The sequence below is a fragment of the Streptomyces sp. NPDC003023 genome (assembly GCF_042888225.1).
In the GTDB taxonomy this organism is placed as follows: domain Bacteria; phylum Actinomycetota; class Actinomycetes; order Streptomycetales; family Streptomycetaceae; genus Streptomyces.
Window position 1 is genome coordinate 1,614,107 of the sequence record NZ_JBIAPL010000001.1, and the last position, 16,759, is coordinate 1,630,865.

The window sequence follows — 16,759 nt, forward strand, 5'->3', positions numbered from 1 at the left end:
GCGGCCCCCCGGGCCCGGGGGGCGCGGGGCCCGGGGGGCCCGGGCGGGGGGGGGGCCCCCCCGGGCGGGGGGGGGGGGCCCCCGGGGGGGGGGGGGCCGGGCCCCCCCCCCCGCCCCGCCGCACCGGCTCCCCCTCGGAACAGGTCTTCTTCCCTGCGGCCCGGTCAGCGCCGCAGCGTCAGCAGGCCCGGGCGGTAGGGCAGCAGGCCGTAGTCACCTCCGGAGTTGGGGCTGCGGCCCTGGTAGAGCAGCTGCAGGTTGCAGGGGTCGACGGTCATGGTCTGGTCGGCGCTGGTCCGCAGCAGCTCGCCGTGACTGATGTCGTTGGTCCAGGTGGCGCCGCTGTTGGCCTTGCCGGCGAACGGGTTGCTCTCGGTCGCGGCCTGGGGCGTCCAGTTGCCGCCCAGGCTGGTCGCGGTGAACGAGCGGAAGTACCGGCCCTGCGAGCCGATCGCCTCGACGATCATGAGGTAGCGGTTCTGGCCCTGCAGCTTGTAGACCTGCGGCGCCTCGAACAGGTTGTTCGTCGTGTCGCTCATGACCACGGTGGAGGTCGAGCCGAAGCTGCCGGGGAAGTTCCCGATCGGCATGCTCGCCCGGTAGATCTTGCCGTTGTCGCCGGCGAAGAACAGGTACATGTTCGTGCCGTCACCGATGAGAGCCTGGTCGATCGGCCCCGTTCCGGAGCCGGAGATGGTCCCGGAGAACAGTGCCTGCTCGGACGACCAGCCGTTGGGGTTGGTGGGATCGGTCGACGTCCGGTAGGAGAAGGCGGTGCTTCCCCACTGGTAGGCCAGCACCCAGATGTTCTTCGGCGCGAAGTGGAAGAGGCTGGGCGCGACGGTGGAGCTGTTCATCGCGTTCTGGCTCGCCGAGCCCATCTCCGACCAGGCCCCGAACAGGCCGAAGTTCATCGAACCCCACCGCGTCCCGGTGTCGTGCGTGGTCGCGTAGACCAGCTGCTTGCCGTTGTAGGGGGCGACGGTGAAGTCCTTGAGCGACACCCACCCCGAGCGGGGCTGCGCCAGCGCGCCGGTGGAGCTCCAGCGGTAGCTCGACGGCAGGTCACAGGAGCCGGGGTTGCCGGTGTCCGAGCCGACCTTGACGAGCTGCCACTGCTGGTTGGTCCCGCCCCAGTCGTCGTACTGGACGACGTCGGCGTTGTCGGCGGTGGAGGCGCCCTGCACCTCGAGCGCCTTGCCGCTGTGGCGGGAGATGAGGCGGACGTGGCCGTCCGAGCTGTCGGCCAGCCGCCACTGCTGGTTGGCGGCGTTCAGGTCGGTCCACTGGACGATCGAACCGCCGTTCGCCGTGGACCAGTTGTAGACGTCGAGCACCTTGCCGGAGTGGCGGGACTTGATGCGGTAGTAACCGTTGCCGGAGTCGACGAACTGCCACTGCTGCTGGGCCTGGTCGTTCCTCGCCCACTGGGTGATCCGGGCGCCGTCGTTCGTCGCCAGGTTGTAGACGTCCAACGCCTTGCCGCTGTTGCGGTTGACCAGCACGTACGAGGCGTTCGTGTCCACGGTCGCGGCCTCGGCCGGCTGGGCGCCGACGACCGCGGCCAGCAGTAACAGGGGGGCGAGCACGGCGAGCAGGTGTCTCGGACGGACCGGGGACGCGTGGCGGAGCCACATCGCAAGGGCCTCCTAAGGGTGGGGTGTGGGGGTGATGTCGCCGTAGTGCGGGGGAGCGGCAGCCGGACCGGGATCGAACGTTTCGAAAGTTTCGGAAAAAGTCGGTTGCGTGTCGCCACAAGCTAGGGAGGTGAGGGCGCGAGGTCAAGGTCTGGAACAGGCCGAGGCGTGAGGAAGTTCCGCTTCCGGTGGCGCATTTGCGGTGGAGCGGCCACGAAGGAGCAGGTGGGAGGTAATGTGACGGAAAGCGCCGGCTCCGTGACAATCGGCAAGACGGTTCGAAACTTTCGAAAGAGAAACGGAAAGTTTTTCCGCGCCAAGGCTTGACGGGCCATCATCAACCCCCCCACTATCCCGTTTGACAAAGCGACCGCCGTTCGAACGGTCGAACAAGCTCGTCCCCCGTGCAGACGGTGCCGCACCCGTGAGCCGCGCACCACCGCACGACGGATCCACGCACACCGCACCGCGTCCACCCGGCGACCGGCCGACACCGCCGGACCCGCCGGGACCGGGCGAGGAGCTGCTCACGGCGCGGCGGGACCGCAGTGCCGGTGGATCCGTCCCCCTACCTTGGAGGCACAGACATGGGCTTTCATGCCCTCCCCAGAGCCGCCGTCCGGCGGAGATTCCGCGTCCTGCTGCCCGCGCTGCTCGTCGGCGCCCTCGGCTTCGCCGGCGCGGTGGCCGCGCCGCCGCCTCAGGCCCAGGCCGCCGAGAGCACCCTCGGCGCCGCGGCGGCGCAGAGCGGCCGCTACTTCGGTGTCGCCATCGCCTCGGGCAAACTGGGCGACTCGGCCTACACATCGATCGCGAACCGCGAGTTCAACTCGGTGACGGCCGAGAACGAGATGAAGATCGACGCCACCGAGCCGCAGCGGGGCCAGTTCAACTTCAGCGCCGCCGACCGCGTCTACAACTGGGCGGTGCAGAACGGCAAGGAGGTGCGCGGTCACACGCTGGCCTGGCACTCCCAGCAGCCCGGCTGGATGCAGAGCCTCAGCGGCAGCGACCTGCGCCAGGCGATGCGGAACCACATCAACGGCGTGATGGCCCACTACAAGGGCAAGATCGCCCAGTGGGACGTCGTGAACGAGGCGTTCGCCGACGGCAGTTCCGGCGCCCGGCGCGACTCCAACCTCCAGCGCAGCGGCAACGACTGGATCGAGGACGCGTTCCGCACCGCGCGTGCCGCCGACCCGAGCGCCAAGCTCTGCTACAACGACTACAACGTCGAGAACTGGAACTGGGCCAAGACCCAGGCCATGTACAACATGGTGCGGGACTTCAAGGCGCGCGGCGTGCCGATCGACTGCGTCGGCTTCCAGTCGCACTTCAACAGCGGCAGCCCCTACGACAGCAACTTCCGCACCACCCTGCAGAACTTCGCCGCCCTCGGCGTCGACGTGGCCGTCACCGAACTCGACATCCAGGGCGCCTCGCCCACGACCTACGCCAACGTGGTCAACGACTGTCTGGCCGTCTCCCGCTGCCTCGGCGTCACCGTCTGGGGCGTACGCGACATGGACTCCTGGCGCTCGGAGCAGACGCCGCTGCTGTTCAACAACGACGGCAGCAAGAAGCAGGCGTACACCGCCGTCCTCAACGCGCTCAACGGCGGCGACACCTCGGAGCCCCCCACGGACGGCAACACGATCAAGGGCGTCGGCTCGGGCCGCTGCCTGGACGTGCCCAACGCCGCCACGAGCGACGGCACCCAGGTCCAGCTGTGGGACTGCAACGGCCGCACCAACCAGCAGTGGGAGCTCACCTCCTCCGGTGAGCTGCGGGTCTACGGCAACAAGTGCCTGGACGCCGCCGGCAGCGCCAACGGCGCCAAGGTCCAGATCTACAGCTGCTGGGGCGGCGACAACCAGAAGTGGCGCCTGAACTCCGACGGTTCCATCGTCGGCGTCCAGTCCGGCCTCTGCCTCGACGCCGTCGGCGCCGGTACCGCCAACGGCACCCAGATCCAGATCTACTCATGCTCGGGCGGCAGCAACCAGCGCTGGACCCGCGCCTGACAAGGCCTTCCTGTCCCTGATGGCCGCGAGGGCCGCCGTGGAGAACGGCGGCCCTCGCTCCCGGTTCCGGAGCAGCCGGACCGAGGCGAGGACGGCAACCCCGTGGCGCCGATGCCGACGTGCCCGCCCCCTCCTCGGCCGGGCCGCCGCCCGAAGCCGGAGGCCCCTGGGCAGGCAGACAGCCGGGCAGCCTGCTCCCGCCGCGGTCACGGAGTGGCACCGGGCTGGGCGACGCCCCTCCAGGGCGTCGCGGAACTGCGCCCCACAGGCCGGCGGTGTCAGCCGGTCCTCGACGCAGTCGTCGGAGACGGCCGCCGTGGTCGCCCGGATCGTCCGCTTCCTGCCGTTCCGGTCCGCTGCGCCCACGCCCGGCCCGCCCGGATGCCGAGCAGCTCGTCGAGGTCACCGCACGTCCGGTCGCCCCCGCACGGTCTTCGCACGGCCTGCGGGTACGACAGCCCTCGGGACCGGCGACGGACCGGTATCGGCTCCCCCCTTGAACAGCAGCGACTCCAGCATGCTGAGCGCCGCCTGGCGTAGGCTTGGGTCGTCGCCACGGTGGGGTCCGCGAGAGTGGGCGAAGCCCTCCTCCGGTTATCTGACGGGTTGTCAGAGAAGTCGGCAAGTGGTCAGCAGGAGCCCTGGAAACCTGGGGACAGCTGCCCGGGCATGCGACTCGTTGTAGGATGTCGAAACAGCCCTTGACCTGCAAAAACGCAGGCAGGGAGCCTATTTTTGGGAGTGCCCCGATGATGCGTACGATGTTCAAGTCCAAGATCCACCGGGCCACGGTCACCCAGGCCGACCTGCACTACGTCGGCTCCGTCACCGTCGACCGCGACCTCATGGACGCCGCCGACCTGCTGCCCGGCGAGCTCGTCCACATCGTCGACATCACCAACGGCGCCCGGCTGGAGACCTACGTCATCGAGGGGCAGCGCGGCTCCGGTGTGATCGGGATCAACGGCGCGGCCGCGCACCTCGTGCACCCCGGCGATCTCGTCATCCTCATCAGCTACGCCCAGGTCGAGGACGCGGAGGCCCGCACCCTGGTGCCCAGCGTCGTGCACGTCGACGAGGACAACCGGATCGTGGCCCTCGGCTCCGACGCCTCCGAGCCGGTGCCCGGCACCGACACCGCGCGCAGTCCTCAGGCCGCCGCCGCACTCTGACGTGGCGTGCGCGGGCGTGCCGTGCCGCCCGGGCGCAGACTGGGAACGGCAGAAGTGTCTCGGCCCGGTGGTGGGCACGCCGAAGGCGTGGGGCCCGCGGTGACCGCGGCTCGGTGGTGGAGCCGCCGCGATCCCTTCCCTGCTCCCAGGGGGGTTCCCGGAGACCGCCATGCGTATTCACAAAGTCGGTCAGGAAATCAGCGTCCTCAACGACCACCTCGAAGTGCCCGGCATCGGCTTCCTGCCGGTCAACGCCTTCGTGCTCCACGCCGCGGAGCCCGTTGTCGTCGACACCGGCCTCGGGCTTCCCGACCGTGATTTCCTCAACTCGCTCGGCTCGGTGGTCGACCCCGAGGACGTGCGCTGGATCTGGCTGACGCATCCCGACCGTGACCACACGGGAGGGCTGTTCGCGCTGCTCGACGCGGCGCCCCGCGCCAGGCTCGTCACGACGTTCCTCGCGGTGGGAATCATGTCCACCGAGCGGCCGCTGCCGCTGGACCGTGTGTATCTGCTCAATCCCGGCCAGTCCCTCGACGTGGGCGACCGTACGCTTCGGGCCTTCCGGCCGCCGCTGTTCGACAGTCCCGCCACGACCGCCTTCTACGACGACAAGTCGCACGCCTGCTTCAGCTCGGACTGCTTCGGCGCCCCGCTGCCCACCGCCGAACTCGCAGTGACGGACCATGCGGGCGACGTCAGGGACGACGACCTGCGGGCGGGGCAGCTGCTCTGGGCGACCGTGGACAGCCCTTGGGTCCACTCCGTCGACACCGTCAAGTACCTGCGCACCATCCAGCCGCTGCGGGAGATGGCCCCGGAAGCCGTCCTCAGCACCCATCTGCCGCCCGCCCTCGGCATCGGGCCCAAGATGATCGACAACATCAGCGCGGCGCCCGGCGCCGACCCCTTCGTCGGTCCCGACCAGGCCGTCCTCGAGCAGATGCTCGCGTCCTTCGAACCGGGAGACGCCCCGCCGGCCCCGGTCGTGGCCGGCTGAAACCGCGGACGACGGCCGCACTAGCATCGGGCCCATGCTGGCCCTGCTGCACACCTCCGCCGTCCACATACCCGTCTTCGACGGGCTGCGGGACCGCTACCACCCGTCCCTGAGGCTGCGGCACCTCGTCCGCGAGGAACTGCTGGCCGGAGCCGTACGGGAGGGGCCGGAGGCGGTGGCCCCGGCTGTGGCCGACGCCGTCGCCGAAGCGGTCGCCGACGGCGCGGACGCCGTGCTGTGCACCTGTTCGACGATCGGCGGCGTCGCCGAGGCCTGTGGGCCCCGGCTCGGTGTCCCGGTGCTGCGCGTGGACCGGCCGATGGCCGCCGCCGCGGTCCGGTACCGGCGGATCGTCCTGCTCGCGACGGTGAGCAGCACGCTGGAACCGACCGCCGCCCTCGTCCTCGAGGAGGCCGCCGGACGTGACATCGAGCTGAGCACACGGCTCGTCGAAGGAGCGTGGCAGCGATTCGAGGCGGGCGACCGCGACGGCTATCTGGACTCCGTGGCCGCCGCGCTCGACTCGGTGGGCGACGCGGACGTCGTCGTGCTCGCCCAGGCATCGATGGCGGGGGCCGCCGACCGTGCCGGCAGTCAGGTGCCGGTGCTCTCCAGCCCGGAGCCCGGCTTCCGCGCGGCCGCCGCAGCGGCCGCCACCGCGGTCGGCGCCGGACAGGCGGACGTGCGGGCCGGCCGTCACCCGCAGGGCAGCCCTGCGGCCGTCTCGCCCGCCGGGCCGGTGCACAGACCCCCTCGGAAGGCGGGACCGGTCGCGCGACGGGAGTGACATGTCGCGACGGGGTGAGTGGATCGCGCGAGCCTGGGAACGCGGAGCGGGAGAGATCCGCACCGTACGACTTCGCACCTGGAGGCCGGCATGACGCACCCGTACCCCGACCCCGCACCACCGGTGCCGACGCCCGACCCCGGAGCGCCGCCGGACCCGGGTCCGCTGCCGGGGCCCGTGCCCACGCCGAGCCCGCCACCGGTGCCTTCGCCGGATCCGATCCCGAGTCCTCCGGGACCCGGCCCCGAGCCGGAACCCCAGCCGAGCCCCGCCGGGCCCTGACCAGGGCGGCCCGCACCGTGCCGTGACTCCGCGCGGAGGCGGCCCGACCCGGTCCCGCAATGGACGGCACACGAGCAGAAGGCAGGCCCTGAGCAGGAGGAATCCCGCTCAGGGCCTTGCCATGACACACGCCGCCGGTCAGTCCGCGTCCACTTCCGAGCGGTCGCCGCCCCAGAGTGTGTGGAACGCCCCCTCGCGGTCGGTCCGCCGGTAGGTGTGCGCACCGAAGAAGTCACGCTGGCCCTGGGTGAGCGCGGCGGGCAGCCTGGCGGCATGCAGCGCGTCGTAGTGGGCCAGGGCGGCGGAGAAGCCCGGCGTCGGCACACCGTGTCGGGCCGCCGTCGCCACCACCTCGCGCCAGTCGTCCTGCGCGGCCCCGATCTCCTTGGCGAACTCCTTGTCCGCCAGCAGACCGGGTAGATCCGGCTGCGCGTCGTACGCCCCGCGGATCCGGTCCAGGAACGCCGCCCGGATGATGCACCCCGCCCGCCAGATCGCCGCGACCGCGCCGGCGTCGATGCCCCAGCCGTACTCCTCGCTGCCGGCCTGCACCTGGTGGAAGCCCTGCGTGTAGGACACGATCTTGGACGCGTACAACGCCTGCTCCACCCGGTCCGCGAAGCGGGCCGCGTCCTTCGCCCCGAGGGGCTCCGGCTGCGGACCGGGCAGCGAACGCGAGGCGTCCCTGAGCCGCGCGTGACCCGACAGCGAACGGGCGAAGACGGCCTCCGCGATGCCGGAGACCGGTACGCCCAGGTCGAGGGCGATCTGCACCGTCCAGCGGCCCGTGCCCTTCTGCTCGGCCTGGTCGGTGACCACGTCGACGAACGGCTTCCCGGTGGCCGCGTCGGTGTGCGCGAGCACCTCCGCGGTGATCTCGATCAGGTACGAGTCCAGCCTTCCCGTGTTCCAGGTCCGGAACGTATCCGCGATCTGCGAGGGGGAGTAGCCGGCTACGGCGCGCAGCAGGTGGTACGCCTCCGCGATGAGCTGCATGTCGGCGTACTCGATGCCGTTGTGGACCATCTTCACGAAGTGGCCCGCGCCGTCCGGCCCGACATGGCTGACGCACGGCGTGCCGTCGGGTGCCTCGGCCGCGATCCGCTCGAGCAGCGGGCCGAGCGATTCGTACGACTCGGCGGAGCCGCCCGGCATGACGCTGGGCCCGTTCAGCGCGCCCTCCTCGCCGCCGGAGATGCCCACGCCCACGAAGTGGATGCCGCGTTTCCGCAGTTCCTTCTCACGGCGCCGGGTGTCGGCGAAGTGGGCATTGCCACCGTCGACGATGACGTCGCCCTCCTCCAGCAGCGGCGCGAACTCCTCGATCACCGCGTCCGTCGGCTCACCCGCCTTGACCATGACGACCAGCCGGCGCGGCCGCTCCAGCGCCGCGACGAACTCCTGCGCCGACTCGGCGGCGACGAAGGTGCCCTCGTCGCCGAACTCCTCGACCAGCGCCCGCGTCCGCGCCGCCGTCCGGTTGTGCACGGCGACGGTGAACCCGTTGCGCGCGAAGTTGCGGGCGAGGTTGCGGCCCATCACCGCGAGCCCGGTGACACCGATCTGGGCGGTTCCACTCATGCGTGTGCTCCTGGATGTCCTGGATGTCATGGATGCGGTCATGTCTGTCCGTCGTGCCCGGTCGGATGAGTCCGTCCGTCCCGCCTCCCACGGATACGTGCCGGCGGTCCCCGCCACTCACCGATGGTCGGCCTGCGGACGGTGCTCCGCACCCGTACCCGGACGGGAAGCTCCGCACGCGGGCACCGTTCGGGCACCGCCTCGCCCGAATCGGGCAGCGACCCGGCCCGCCGGAAACGGGTGCCCCGGCCCCACCAGCGACGACACTCGAGTGGAAACGGGCATGAACGGGCATGCCCCACAGCGCGAAGATGCTGGTCCAGCGGGGTTGCCTGCTTGTACAAACGACACATGGGCCCGAACGGACGTCGGACCCATGAGCAGCCTCCGGGCAGCACAGGCTCCAGCTGAGTCACCAGCACCAGCACCAGCACCAGCACAAGCACCAGCACAAGCACCAGTACAAGCAGGGAAGTGCGCCGTGGACACCGACGAACGCCGACGCGGAATTCTCGACGCTGCCCGGCGGGACGGGTCGGTCGACGTCAATCGGCTGGCCGAGCGGTTCCGTGTGGCCAAGGAGACCATCCGCCGCGACCTCCACACCCTGGAGGAACACGGCCTGGTCCGCCGCACCCACGGCGGCGCCTACCCGGTCGAGAGCGCCGGCTTCGAGACGACACTCGCGACCCGCACCACCCGCCACGTTCCGCAGAAGTCGCGGATCGCGGCCGCCGCCGCCGAACTGCTCGGCGACGCGGAAACCGTCTTCGTCGACGAGGGCTTCACCCCGCAACTCGTCGCCGAGGCCCTGCCGCGCGACCGCCGGCTGACGGTGGTCACCGCCTCCCTGGCGGTGGCGACCGCCCTCGCCGACGCCGAGAAGATCGCCGTACTGCTCCTCGGCGGACGGGTCCGCGGGGCGACGATGGCCACGGTCGACCACTGGGCCACCCGGATGCTCTCCGGCTTCGTCATCGACCTGGCGTACGTCGGCGCCAACGGCATCTCCCGCGAATACGGCCTGACCACGCCCGACCCGGCGGTCAGCGAGGTCAAGGCCCAGGCCATGCGCAGCGCACGCCGCCGGATCTTCACCGGTGTGCACACCAAGTTCGGCGCGGTGAGCTTCTGCCGCTTCGCCGACGTCGCGGACTTCGAGGCCGTCGTCACCGACGCCGGACTCCCGTCGGCCGAGGCCCAGCGCTACTCGCTGCTGGGACCGCAGGTCGTCCGCGTCTGACCCGTCAACCACCTCCCGTCCGACCCGTCAACCACCTCCACAGCCGTCGCCGCCGTACCCGGGCCATGGGCAGGTCCGGCATGCCCGAACGACGTACCCGGAACCGCTACCAGTGATCAGGAGAACAGATGCCCCACCAACGACGACGACGTGGGATCCGCGTGCGGGTGGTCGCGGGCACGGCGGCCATGGCCGTCCTCGCCGGATGCGCCGGAGCGGGCGGCACCTCCTTCGGAGGCGGCGACGCCCTCAATGTGCTGATGGTCAACAACCCGCAGATGGTCGAACTGCAGAAGCTGACCGCCCGGCACTTCACCAAGGAGACCGGCATCAAGGTCAACTTCACGGTGCTCCCGGAGAACGACGTCCGCGACAAGATCAGTCAGGACTTCTCCAACCAGGCCGGGCAGTACGACATCGCCACCATCAGCAACTTCGAGGTCCCGTTCTTCGCCGAGAACGGCTGGCTCCACTCGCTCGACGACTACACCCGGACCGACACGGCCTTCGACCAGGACGACATCCTCGCCCCCGTCGCCCAGTCGCTCACCCATGAGGGAAGCCTCTACGCGGAGCCGTTCTACGGGGAGTCGTCCTTCCTCATGTACCGCAAGGACGTCTTCGCCGCGAAGGGCCTCGTGATGCCGGACCGGCCGACGTGGCAGCAGGTCGCCGACCTCGCCGCCGAGGCGGACGGCGCCGAGAAGGGCATGAAGGGCATCTGCCTGCGCGGCCTGCCCGGCTGGGGCGAGGTCATCGCCCCGCTCACCACCGTCGTCAACACCATGGGCGGCACCTGGTTCAGCAAGGACTGGGAGGCACAGCTGGACTCGCCCGAGTTCACGAAAGCCACCGAGTTCTACGTGGACCTGGTGCGCAAGCACGGCGAGTCGGGCGCGGCCCAGTCCGGATACGCCGAGTGCCTCAACAACATGACCCAGGGCAAGACCGCCATGTGGTACGACGCCACCGCGGGTGCCGGATCACTCGAGGCCGCCGGCTCCCCGGTGAAGGGCAGGATCGGCTACGTGCCGGCGCCCGTGGAGAAGACCGACAGCTCGGGCTGGCTCTACACCTGGGCATGGGGCATGCAGAAGGCGTCCAAGAAGCCCGACAAGGCATGGAAGTTCATCTCCTGGGCGTCGGGCAAGGAGTACGAACAGCTGGTCGGCGAGGAGAGCGGCTGGGCGAACGTGCCCGCGGGGAAGCGGGCCTCCACCTACGACCGGCCCGAGTACCTCAAGAGCGCCGGAGCGTTCGCGGCCGTCACCGAGAAGGCCATCGCGGGCGCCGACCCGCTCGACCCCGGCACCCAGCCACGCCCCACGGCGGGCATCCAGTTCGTCGGCATCCCCGAGTTCACCGACCTCGGGACGAAGGTCTCCCAGGAGATCAGCGCGGCCATCGCCGGCCGCCAGTCCGTCGAGGAGGCCCTCGACGCCTCCCAGTCACTGGCCGAGAAGGTCGCCAAGGAGTACCGGTGAGTACATCCCTCAGCACACCACCCAGCCCACGGACGCACACGCCGTCCACCACACCTCCGGGATCCGGCGCACGCGGCCGGACCCGGGGCGAGGGGACACGCGCCTGGGCGACCCGGGCGCCGCTCCTGCCCGCACTGGTCTTCCTGATCGTCGTCACCCAACTGCCGTTCGTGGCGACGCTGGTGATCTCCCTGTTCGACTGGAACTCCCTCGATCCCGACGAGCGCGCCTTCACCGGGCTGACCAACTACTCCGCCGTCTTCACCGACCCGGCTCTGCGCGAATCGGTCGTCACCACCGTGCTGCTGACCGCGACCGTCGTCCTCGCAAGCGTCGTCCTCGGACTGCTCCTCGCCCTGCTCCTGGACCGCGCGTTCTTCGGCCGGGGCATGGTGCGGACCCTGCTCATCACCCCGTTCCTGCTGGTCCCCGTCTCCGCGGCCCTGCTGTGGAAGCACGCGCTCTACAACCCCGAGTACGGGCTGTTCAACGGAGTCCTGAACTGGCTGGGCCTCGGGCAGCCCGACTGGGTCTCCGAGATGCCGCTGCTCGCGGTCGAGGCGTCCCTCGTGTGGCAGTGGACGCCGTTCATGATGCTGATCCTGCTCGCCGGACTGCAGAGCAGACCCGCCGAGATGCTCGAGGCCGCACGGCTCGACGGCGCCGGGAACTGGCAGATGTTCCGCTACCTGACGCTGCCCCATCTGCGTCGCTACCTCGAACTGGGCGTCCTGCTCGGCTCGGTGTACATCGTGCAGAACTTCGACGCCGTCTTCACCATCACCTCCGGCGGGCTCGGCACCGCCAACCTCCCCTACACCATCTACCAGACCTTCTACCAGGCCCACGAATACGGACTGGCGTCCGCCGCGGGAGTCGTCGTCGTGATCGGCACCATCGTCATCGCGACCTTCGCGCTCCGGGTGGTCTCGTCCCTCTTCCGTGAGGAGGCGACCCGAGCATGACCGCCACCACCCTCCGACCGTCGCAGGGGACGGTCCCGCCCGCCGCACGCAAGGCCCGACGCCGCTCCGCCGCCCTCGGCGTACTGGCCTGGATCGCGGGCATCGCCTTCTGCCTGCCGGCCCTGTGGATGCTGCTCACCTCCTTCCACTCGGAGGCGGACGCCGCCACCAATCCGCCCTCGCTCGCCGCAGCCCTCACCCTCGACGGATACCGCGCGTTCTTCGGCGGCGGAGGCGGGCCGACCCCGTGGCCACCGCTGATCAACTCGCTGTCCGCGTCCGTCTTCTCGACAGCCCTCGTCCTCGTCCTCGCGCTGCCCGCCGCCTACGCACTGTCCATCCGACGGGTGCGCAAGTGGACGGACGTGATGTTCTTCTTCCTGTCCACGAAGATGCTGCCGGTCGTCGCCGGTCTGCTGCCGGTCTACCTGTTCGCGAAGAACACCGGGATGCTGGACAACGTCTGGCTCCTGGTCATCCTCTACACCTCGATGAACCTGCCGATCGCGGTGTGGATGATGCAGTCCTTCCTCGCCGACGTACCGGTCTCCATCATCGAGGCCGCCCAGGTCGACGGCGCCCGGCTGCCGACCGTGCTGGCCAGGGTCGTCGCCCCCGTAGCCGGTCCCGGTATCGCCGCCACCGCGCTGATCTGCTTCATCTTCAGCTGGAACGAGCTGCTGTTCGCCAGGGTGCTGACCGGCGTCGTCGCCCAGACCGCCCCCGTCCACCTCACAGGATTCGTCACCAGCCAGGGCCTGTTCCTCGCCCAGCTGTGCGCCGCGTCCGTCGTCGTGTCCCTGCCGGTGCTCGCCGCCGGCTACGCCGCCCAGGACAAACTCGTCCAGGGCCTGTCTCTTGGAGCCGTCAAATGAGGGCAGCGATCGTCGAAGCACCCGGCAAGGTCTCGGTCACGACCGTCCCCGACCCCACCCCGGGACCGCGTGACGTCGTCGTCTCCGTGGCCTCCTGCGGACTGTGCGGCACCGATCTGCACATCCTCGAGGGCGAGTTCGCGCCCACGCTGCCGATCGTGCCCGGCCACGAGTTCGCCGGCGAGGTCGTCGGCATCGGCCAGGACGTCACCGAACTGGCCGTCGGCGACCTCGTCGCCGTCGACCCCTCCCTGCACTGCCACGAGTGCCGCTACTGCCGCAGCGGCCGCGGCAACCTCTGCGACCGCTGGGCCGCCATCGGCGTCACCGTGCCCGGCGGCGCCGCCGAGTTCGCCGTGGCCCCGGTCGCCAACTGCGTCAAACTGCCCGGCCACATCGACGTCAGGGACGCCGCGCTCATCGAGCCCCTGTCCTGCGCCGTCCGCGGCTACGACGTCCTCAACAGCACCCTGGGAGCAGAAGTCCTCATCTACGGCTCCGGCACCATGGGACTGATGATGCTCGAGCTCGCCAAGCGCACCGGCGCGGCAGGCGTCGACGTCCTCGACGTCAACCCCGACCGGCTCGCCACCGCCGGTGTCCTCGGCTGCTCCCGTACGGCCGCGGCCGCCGACGAACTCGACTGCCCCGGCGGCTGGGACGTCGTCATCGACGCGACCGGCAACGCCAAGGCCATCCAGGACGGCCTCGGGCGCGTCGCCAAGGGCGGCACGTTCCTGCAGTTCGGCGTGGCCGACTACGCGACCACGGCCGTGATCGAGCCGTACCGCATCTACAACCAGGAGATCACCATCACCGGCTCCATGGCGGTGCTCCACAGCTACGAGCGAGCCGCCGCCCTCTTCGCCACCGGCGTCCTCGACCCGTCCGTCTTCATCAGCGACCGGCTGCCGCTCGAGCAGTACCCGCAGGCCATCGAGCGCTTCAAGGCGGGCCAGGGACGCAAGATCGTGGTGCAGCCGTGAGCCGGGACGGGGTTCTCGTCCTCGGAGAGGCCCTGATCGACCTTGTACCGGAGCCGGGCCGGCCCGAGGAACTGCGCGCGCAGCCCGGCGGCGCGCCCGCCAACGTCGCCGTGGGGCTCGCCCGGCTCGGCACACCGGTCTCCTTCGCCGGGACACTGGGCGGTGACGCCTTCGCCGGCATCGTCGAACGCCGGCTCACCGGCGCGGGAGTCGACCTCTCCGTGTGCGGGCGTTCCGCACTGCCCACCACGCTCGCCGTCGCCGACCCGGGCCCGCACGGCACCGCCTATCACTTCCACACGGACCGCACGTCGGCCTTCGCCCTGCCCGACCGGACCCCCGACGTGCCCCGCTACGGCGCCGTGTACGTCGGCGGCCTGGCCGCCGTCGTCGAACCGGCGGCCGCCGTCGTCGCGGCGACGGCTCGGGCGGCTGCCCGCGACAGCCTGCTCGTCGTCGACCCCAACGTGCGCGAGGACCGCACCCTCGACGCGGACCGCGGCCTGGCCCGGCTGCGCGAGCTGTGCGAGGCCGCCCGCCTTGTGAAGGCCAGCGACGAGGACCTGGCCCGGCTGTGGCCCGGACGTGAGCCCGACACCAGCTGCCGGGAGCTCGCGCGCGGCGGCAGGCTCGTGGTCATGACCCGTGGTGCGCGGGGGAGCGCCGCGTACACGGCGGACGGCGCACCCGTCACCGTTCCCGCCGTGCCGGTCGAGGTGGTGAACACCATCGGGGCGGGCGACGCGTTCATGGCGGGAGTGCTCTCGTGGCTCGCCGGCGAATCCTGGCGGCTCGATCTGCCTGCCGCCCGGACCGAGGCGATGCTCGGCTTCGCCTCGCAGGTCGCGGGGTCCGTCTGCGGCCGGGCGGGCACGGAACCCTCGGCGCCGGTGAATTTCTGACCCGGCCTCGAACTGGAGCCCCCGTGCCCCCGCCGACTCCGACCGGCGGGGGCACAGGCTGCCCGGAGCGCACCGGCACCGCCGGGGTATCTTGCGTCCGGGAAGGAGCACCATGGCGGAGGGCAAGCGACGGACAGTGCGTGACCTGCGGCGGGACAACCGTGCGCTGGTTCTGCGGCGGTTGTACTTCGACGGGCCGCTGAGCCGCCAGGAGCTCGGACCGGTCACCGGGCTCAGCTCGGGTTCCATCAGCAACGTCGTCGCCGAGCTGGTCGTGGAAGGCGCCCTCGAGGAGGCCGGCATCGTGGACTCCGACGGCGGCCGGCCGCGCACCCTGCTGCGCGTCGCACCGGCCGGCGGGTTGCTGATCGGCATCGACATCGGCGAGACCCGCGTACGCGTCGAACTCTTCGACCTGTCGCTCACCGAACTGGCCCGCGCCGAGCGGCCCCTCGCCCAGCACGGCTACGACGTCGACCGCATCGTCGCCCATGTGAGCGCCGGCGTCGCCGACGTGCTGCGTGAAGCCGACGCCCGGCCGGGACGGCTCCTCGGCGTCGGCATCGGCGTTCCCGGCCTCATCGAGCAGTCCGCCACCGACGGCGCGATCGTGCACGGCCAGACCATCGGCTGGACCGCGGTTCCCTTCGAACGGCTGCTGCGCGAGGCCGTGGGGATCCCGCCCGACGTACCGCTGTTCATCGACAACGGCGCGAAGACGCTCGGGCAGGCGGAGATGTGGTTCGGCGGGGGACGCGGTGCGGCGTCCGCCGCGGTCGCCCTCATCGGCTCCGGGGTCGGCGCGTGCGTCGTGCGCTCCGCCACCGCCGAGGAGGGCAGCAGGACCGACGCCCTCGAATGGGGCCACACCACGGTGGGCGTCCGGGGACGGCGCTGCCGTTGCGGGGCGCTCGGCTGCCTCGAGGCGTACGCCGGCGCGGAAGGGCTGCGGGAACGCTGGCGGGAAGCGGGCGGCCCGCTGCCGGCCGACGCCGACGACGAGACGGCGCTGGCGGCGCTGCTCGCGGCGGCGTACCCCGCGGAGGGCACCGGGGACGCGGCGGCGCTCTCCCTCCTCGACGAAACGGCCGAGTACCTGGGCGCGGCGGTCGCGGACCTGATCAACCTCTTCCGGCCCGAGCGCATCCTGCTCGGCGGATGGGCCGGCCTGCTGCTCGGTCCGCGCCTCCTTCCCGAAGTGCGGCGGTACGCGGGCGAGTACGCCCTCGACCACCTTGCGTCCCGCACGACGATCGAGCTGGGCCGGCTCGGGGTGGACGCGGTGACCGTCGGCGCGGCGACCCTTCCGCTGTCCGCCTTCCTCAGTCGCGGCGGCACTCGCGCGGCCCGCTGACCGCGCAGCCGACGGCCCATCACCCTCAAGGCGGTGGGCCGCCGGCACGCCGGCGCCGATCAGTTCTGCCAAGCGGCGGTCTTCACCGCCGGATGACGCCAGGAGGCCATGCTCAGAGCCTCCCTAGCCGAGTTGATCGCCGGTGTAGCGGTAGATGTTGCCTGCGGAGTTGACGCCCCAGACGGTGCCGTCGGCGGCGGCTCCGATGTCGGTGAGGGCTCCGGGGATCTGTACCCAGGGGCCGGCGTCGTTGTTGGTGTAGCGGTAGATGTTGCCGGCCGAGTTCACGCCCCACACCGAGGAGCGGGAGCCCGCGGAGATGGCCTTGAGCGCGCCGCTGATCTGCTTCCAGTGGTCGGCGTCCTGGTCACCGGTGTAGCGGTAGATGTTGCCTGCGGAGTTGACGCCCCAGACGGTGCCGTCGGCGGCGGCTCCGATGTCGGTGAGGGCTCCGGGGATCTGTACCC

At 71.1% G+C, this 16,759-nt stretch carries 14 protein-coding genes; 11 read left to right on the top strand and 3 right to left on the bottom strand.

Annotated features, from left to right (window positions below; translation table 11 throughout):
• Positions 1–164: 164 nt before the first annotated feature.
• Positions 165–1,637: a non-reducing end alpha-L-arabinofuranosidase family hydrolase gene (locus ACFYV1_RS06725; protein WP_389394258.1), complete on the bottom strand. Its 1,473-nt coding sequence runs from the start codon at positions 1,635–1,637 to the stop codon at positions 165–167.
• Positions 1,638–2,224: 587 nt separating this feature from the next.
• On the opposite strand from ACFYV1_RS06725, the gene ACFYV1_RS06730 reads away from it, so the two are divergent.
• The 4 genes from ACFYV1_RS06730 to ACFYV1_RS06745 all read left to right on the top strand — a co-directional run bounded on the left by ACFYV1_RS06730 (position 2,225) and on the right by ACFYV1_RS06745 (position 6,620).
• Complete coding sequence (locus ACFYV1_RS06730; RefSeq protein ID WP_389394259.1) at positions 2,225–3,661, top strand: endo-1,4-beta-xylanase; 1,437 nt, start codon at positions 2,225–2,227, stop codon at positions 3,659–3,661.
• 749 nt (positions 3,662–4,410) lie between these two features.
• Complete coding sequence (gene panD / locus ACFYV1_RS06735; RefSeq protein WP_389394260.1) at positions 4,411–4,833, top strand: aspartate 1-decarboxylase; 423 nt, start codon at positions 4,411–4,413, stop codon at positions 4,831–4,833.
• Between the two features lie 169 nt (positions 4,834–5,002).
• A complete protein-coding gene (locus ACFYV1_RS06740) occupies positions 5,003–5,833 on the top strand; it encodes an MBL fold metallo-hydrolase (protein WP_389394261.1) in 831 nt (276 codons plus the stop codon).
• Positions 5,834–5,867: 34 nt separating this feature from the next.
• The gene (locus ACFYV1_RS06745) at positions 5,868–6,620 is read left to right on the top strand and encodes an aspartate/glutamate racemase family protein (RefSeq protein ID WP_389394262.1); all 753 of its coding nucleotides are present in this window, start codon (positions 5,868–5,870) and stop codon (positions 6,618–6,620) included.
• A 420-nt stretch (positions 6,621–7,040) separates the two neighbouring features.
• Here the strand turns inward: ACFYV1_RS06745 and gndA are convergent, their stop codons facing one another.
• Positions 7,041–8,483 (bottom strand): NADP-dependent phosphogluconate dehydrogenase, encoded by a 1,443-nt coding sequence (gndA, locus tag ACFYV1_RS06750; RefSeq protein WP_389394263.1) that lies wholly within the window; start codon positions 8,481–8,483, stop codon positions 7,041–7,043.
• Positions 8,484–8,964: 481 nt separating this feature from the next.
• On the opposite strand from gndA, the gene ACFYV1_RS06755 reads away from it, so the two are divergent.
• The 7 genes from ACFYV1_RS06755 to ACFYV1_RS06785 all read left to right on the top strand — a co-directional run bounded on the left by ACFYV1_RS06755 (position 8,965) and on the right by ACFYV1_RS06785 (position 16,292).
• Entirely contained in the window at positions 8,965–9,726 is a 762-nt protein-coding gene (locus ACFYV1_RS06755) for a DeoR/GlpR family DNA-binding transcription regulator (RefSeq protein ID WP_389394264.1), read from the top strand.
• Positions 9,727–9,854: 128 nt separating this feature from the next.
• Positions 9,855–11,210 carry an ABC transporter substrate-binding protein gene (locus ACFYV1_RS06760; protein ID WP_389394265.1) on the top strand — a complete coding sequence of 452 codons (1,356 nt, stop codon included), beginning with the start codon at positions 9,855–9,857 and terminating at the stop codon, positions 11,208–11,210.
• Positions 11,207–12,175 carry a carbohydrate ABC transporter permease gene (locus ACFYV1_RS06765; protein ID WP_389394266.1) on the top strand — a complete coding sequence of 323 codons (969 nt, stop codon included), beginning with the start codon at positions 11,207–11,209 and terminating at the stop codon, positions 12,173–12,175. The genes ACFYV1_RS06760 and ACFYV1_RS06765 overlap by 4 nt, the downstream gene beginning before the upstream one ends.
• On the top strand, positions 12,172–13,050 hold the full coding sequence (locus ACFYV1_RS06770; protein ID WP_389394267.1) for a carbohydrate ABC transporter permease: 879 nt from the start codon (positions 12,172–12,174) through the stop codon (positions 13,048–13,050). The genes ACFYV1_RS06765 and ACFYV1_RS06770 overlap by 4 nt, the downstream gene beginning before the upstream one ends.
• The gene (locus tag ACFYV1_RS06775) at positions 13,047–14,036 is read left to right on the top strand and encodes a zinc-dependent alcohol dehydrogenase family protein (RefSeq protein ID WP_389394268.1); all 990 of its coding nucleotides are present in this window, start codon (positions 13,047–13,049) and stop codon (positions 14,034–14,036) included. The genes ACFYV1_RS06770 and ACFYV1_RS06775 overlap by 4 nt, the downstream gene beginning before the upstream one ends.
• Positions 14,033–14,938 (top strand): PfkB family carbohydrate kinase, encoded by a 906-nt coding sequence (locus ACFYV1_RS06780; protein WP_389394269.1) that lies wholly within the window; start codon positions 14,033–14,035, stop codon positions 14,936–14,938. Before ACFYV1_RS06775 ends, ACFYV1_RS06780 begins: the two co-directional genes overlap by 4 nt.
• A 112-nt stretch (positions 14,939–15,050) precedes the next feature.
• Complete coding sequence (locus tag ACFYV1_RS06785; RefSeq protein ID WP_389394270.1) at positions 15,051–16,292, top strand: ROK family protein; 1,242 nt, start codon at positions 15,051–15,053, stop codon at positions 16,290–16,292.
• A 123-nt stretch (positions 16,293–16,415) separates the two neighbouring features.
• Here the strand turns inward: ACFYV1_RS06785 and ACFYV1_RS06790 are convergent.
• The coding region (locus ACFYV1_RS06790) for a tectonin domain-containing protein (protein WP_389394271.1) at positions 16,416–16,759 on the bottom strand (344 nt) is incomplete at its 5' end.

Bases quoted from the DNA above. Each gene is read 5' to 3' on its own strand.
- ACFYV1_RS06725 (WP_389394258.1), bottom strand. From the start codon at position 1,637: ATGTGGCTCCGCCACGCGTCCCCGGTCCGTCCGAGACACCTGCTCGCC.
- ACFYV1_RS06740 (WP_389394261.1), top strand. From the start codon at position 5,003: ATGCGTATTCACAAAGTCGGTCAGGAAATCAGCGTCCTCAACGACCAC.
- ACFYV1_RS06730 (WP_389394259.1), top strand. From the start codon at position 2,225: ATGGGCTTTCATGCCCTCCCCAGAGCCGCCGTCCGGCGGAGATTCCGC.
- gndA (WP_389394263.1), bottom strand. From the start codon at position 8,483: ATGAGTGGAACCGCCCAGATCGGTGTCACCGGGCTCGCGGTGATGGGC.
- ACFYV1_RS06785 (WP_389394270.1), top strand. From the start codon at position 15,051: ATGGCGGAGGGCAAGCGACGGACAGTGCGTGACCTGCGGCGGGACAAC.
- ACFYV1_RS06760 (WP_389394265.1), top strand. From the start codon at position 9,855: ATGCCCCACCAACGACGACGACGTGGGATCCGCGTGCGGGTGGTCGCG.
- ACFYV1_RS06770 (WP_389394267.1), top strand. From the start codon at position 12,172: ATGACCGCCACCACCCTCCGACCGTCGCAGGGGACGGTCCCGCCCGCC.
- ACFYV1_RS06775 (WP_389394268.1), top strand. From the start codon at position 13,047: ATGAGGGCAGCGATCGTCGAAGCACCCGGCAAGGTCTCGGTCACGACC.
- ACFYV1_RS06745 (WP_389394262.1), top strand. From the start codon at position 5,868: ATGCTGGCCCTGCTGCACACCTCCGCCGTCCACATACCCGTCTTCGAC.
- panD (WP_389394260.1), top strand. From the start codon at position 4,411: ATGATGCGTACGATGTTCAAGTCCAAGATCCACCGGGCCACGGTCACC.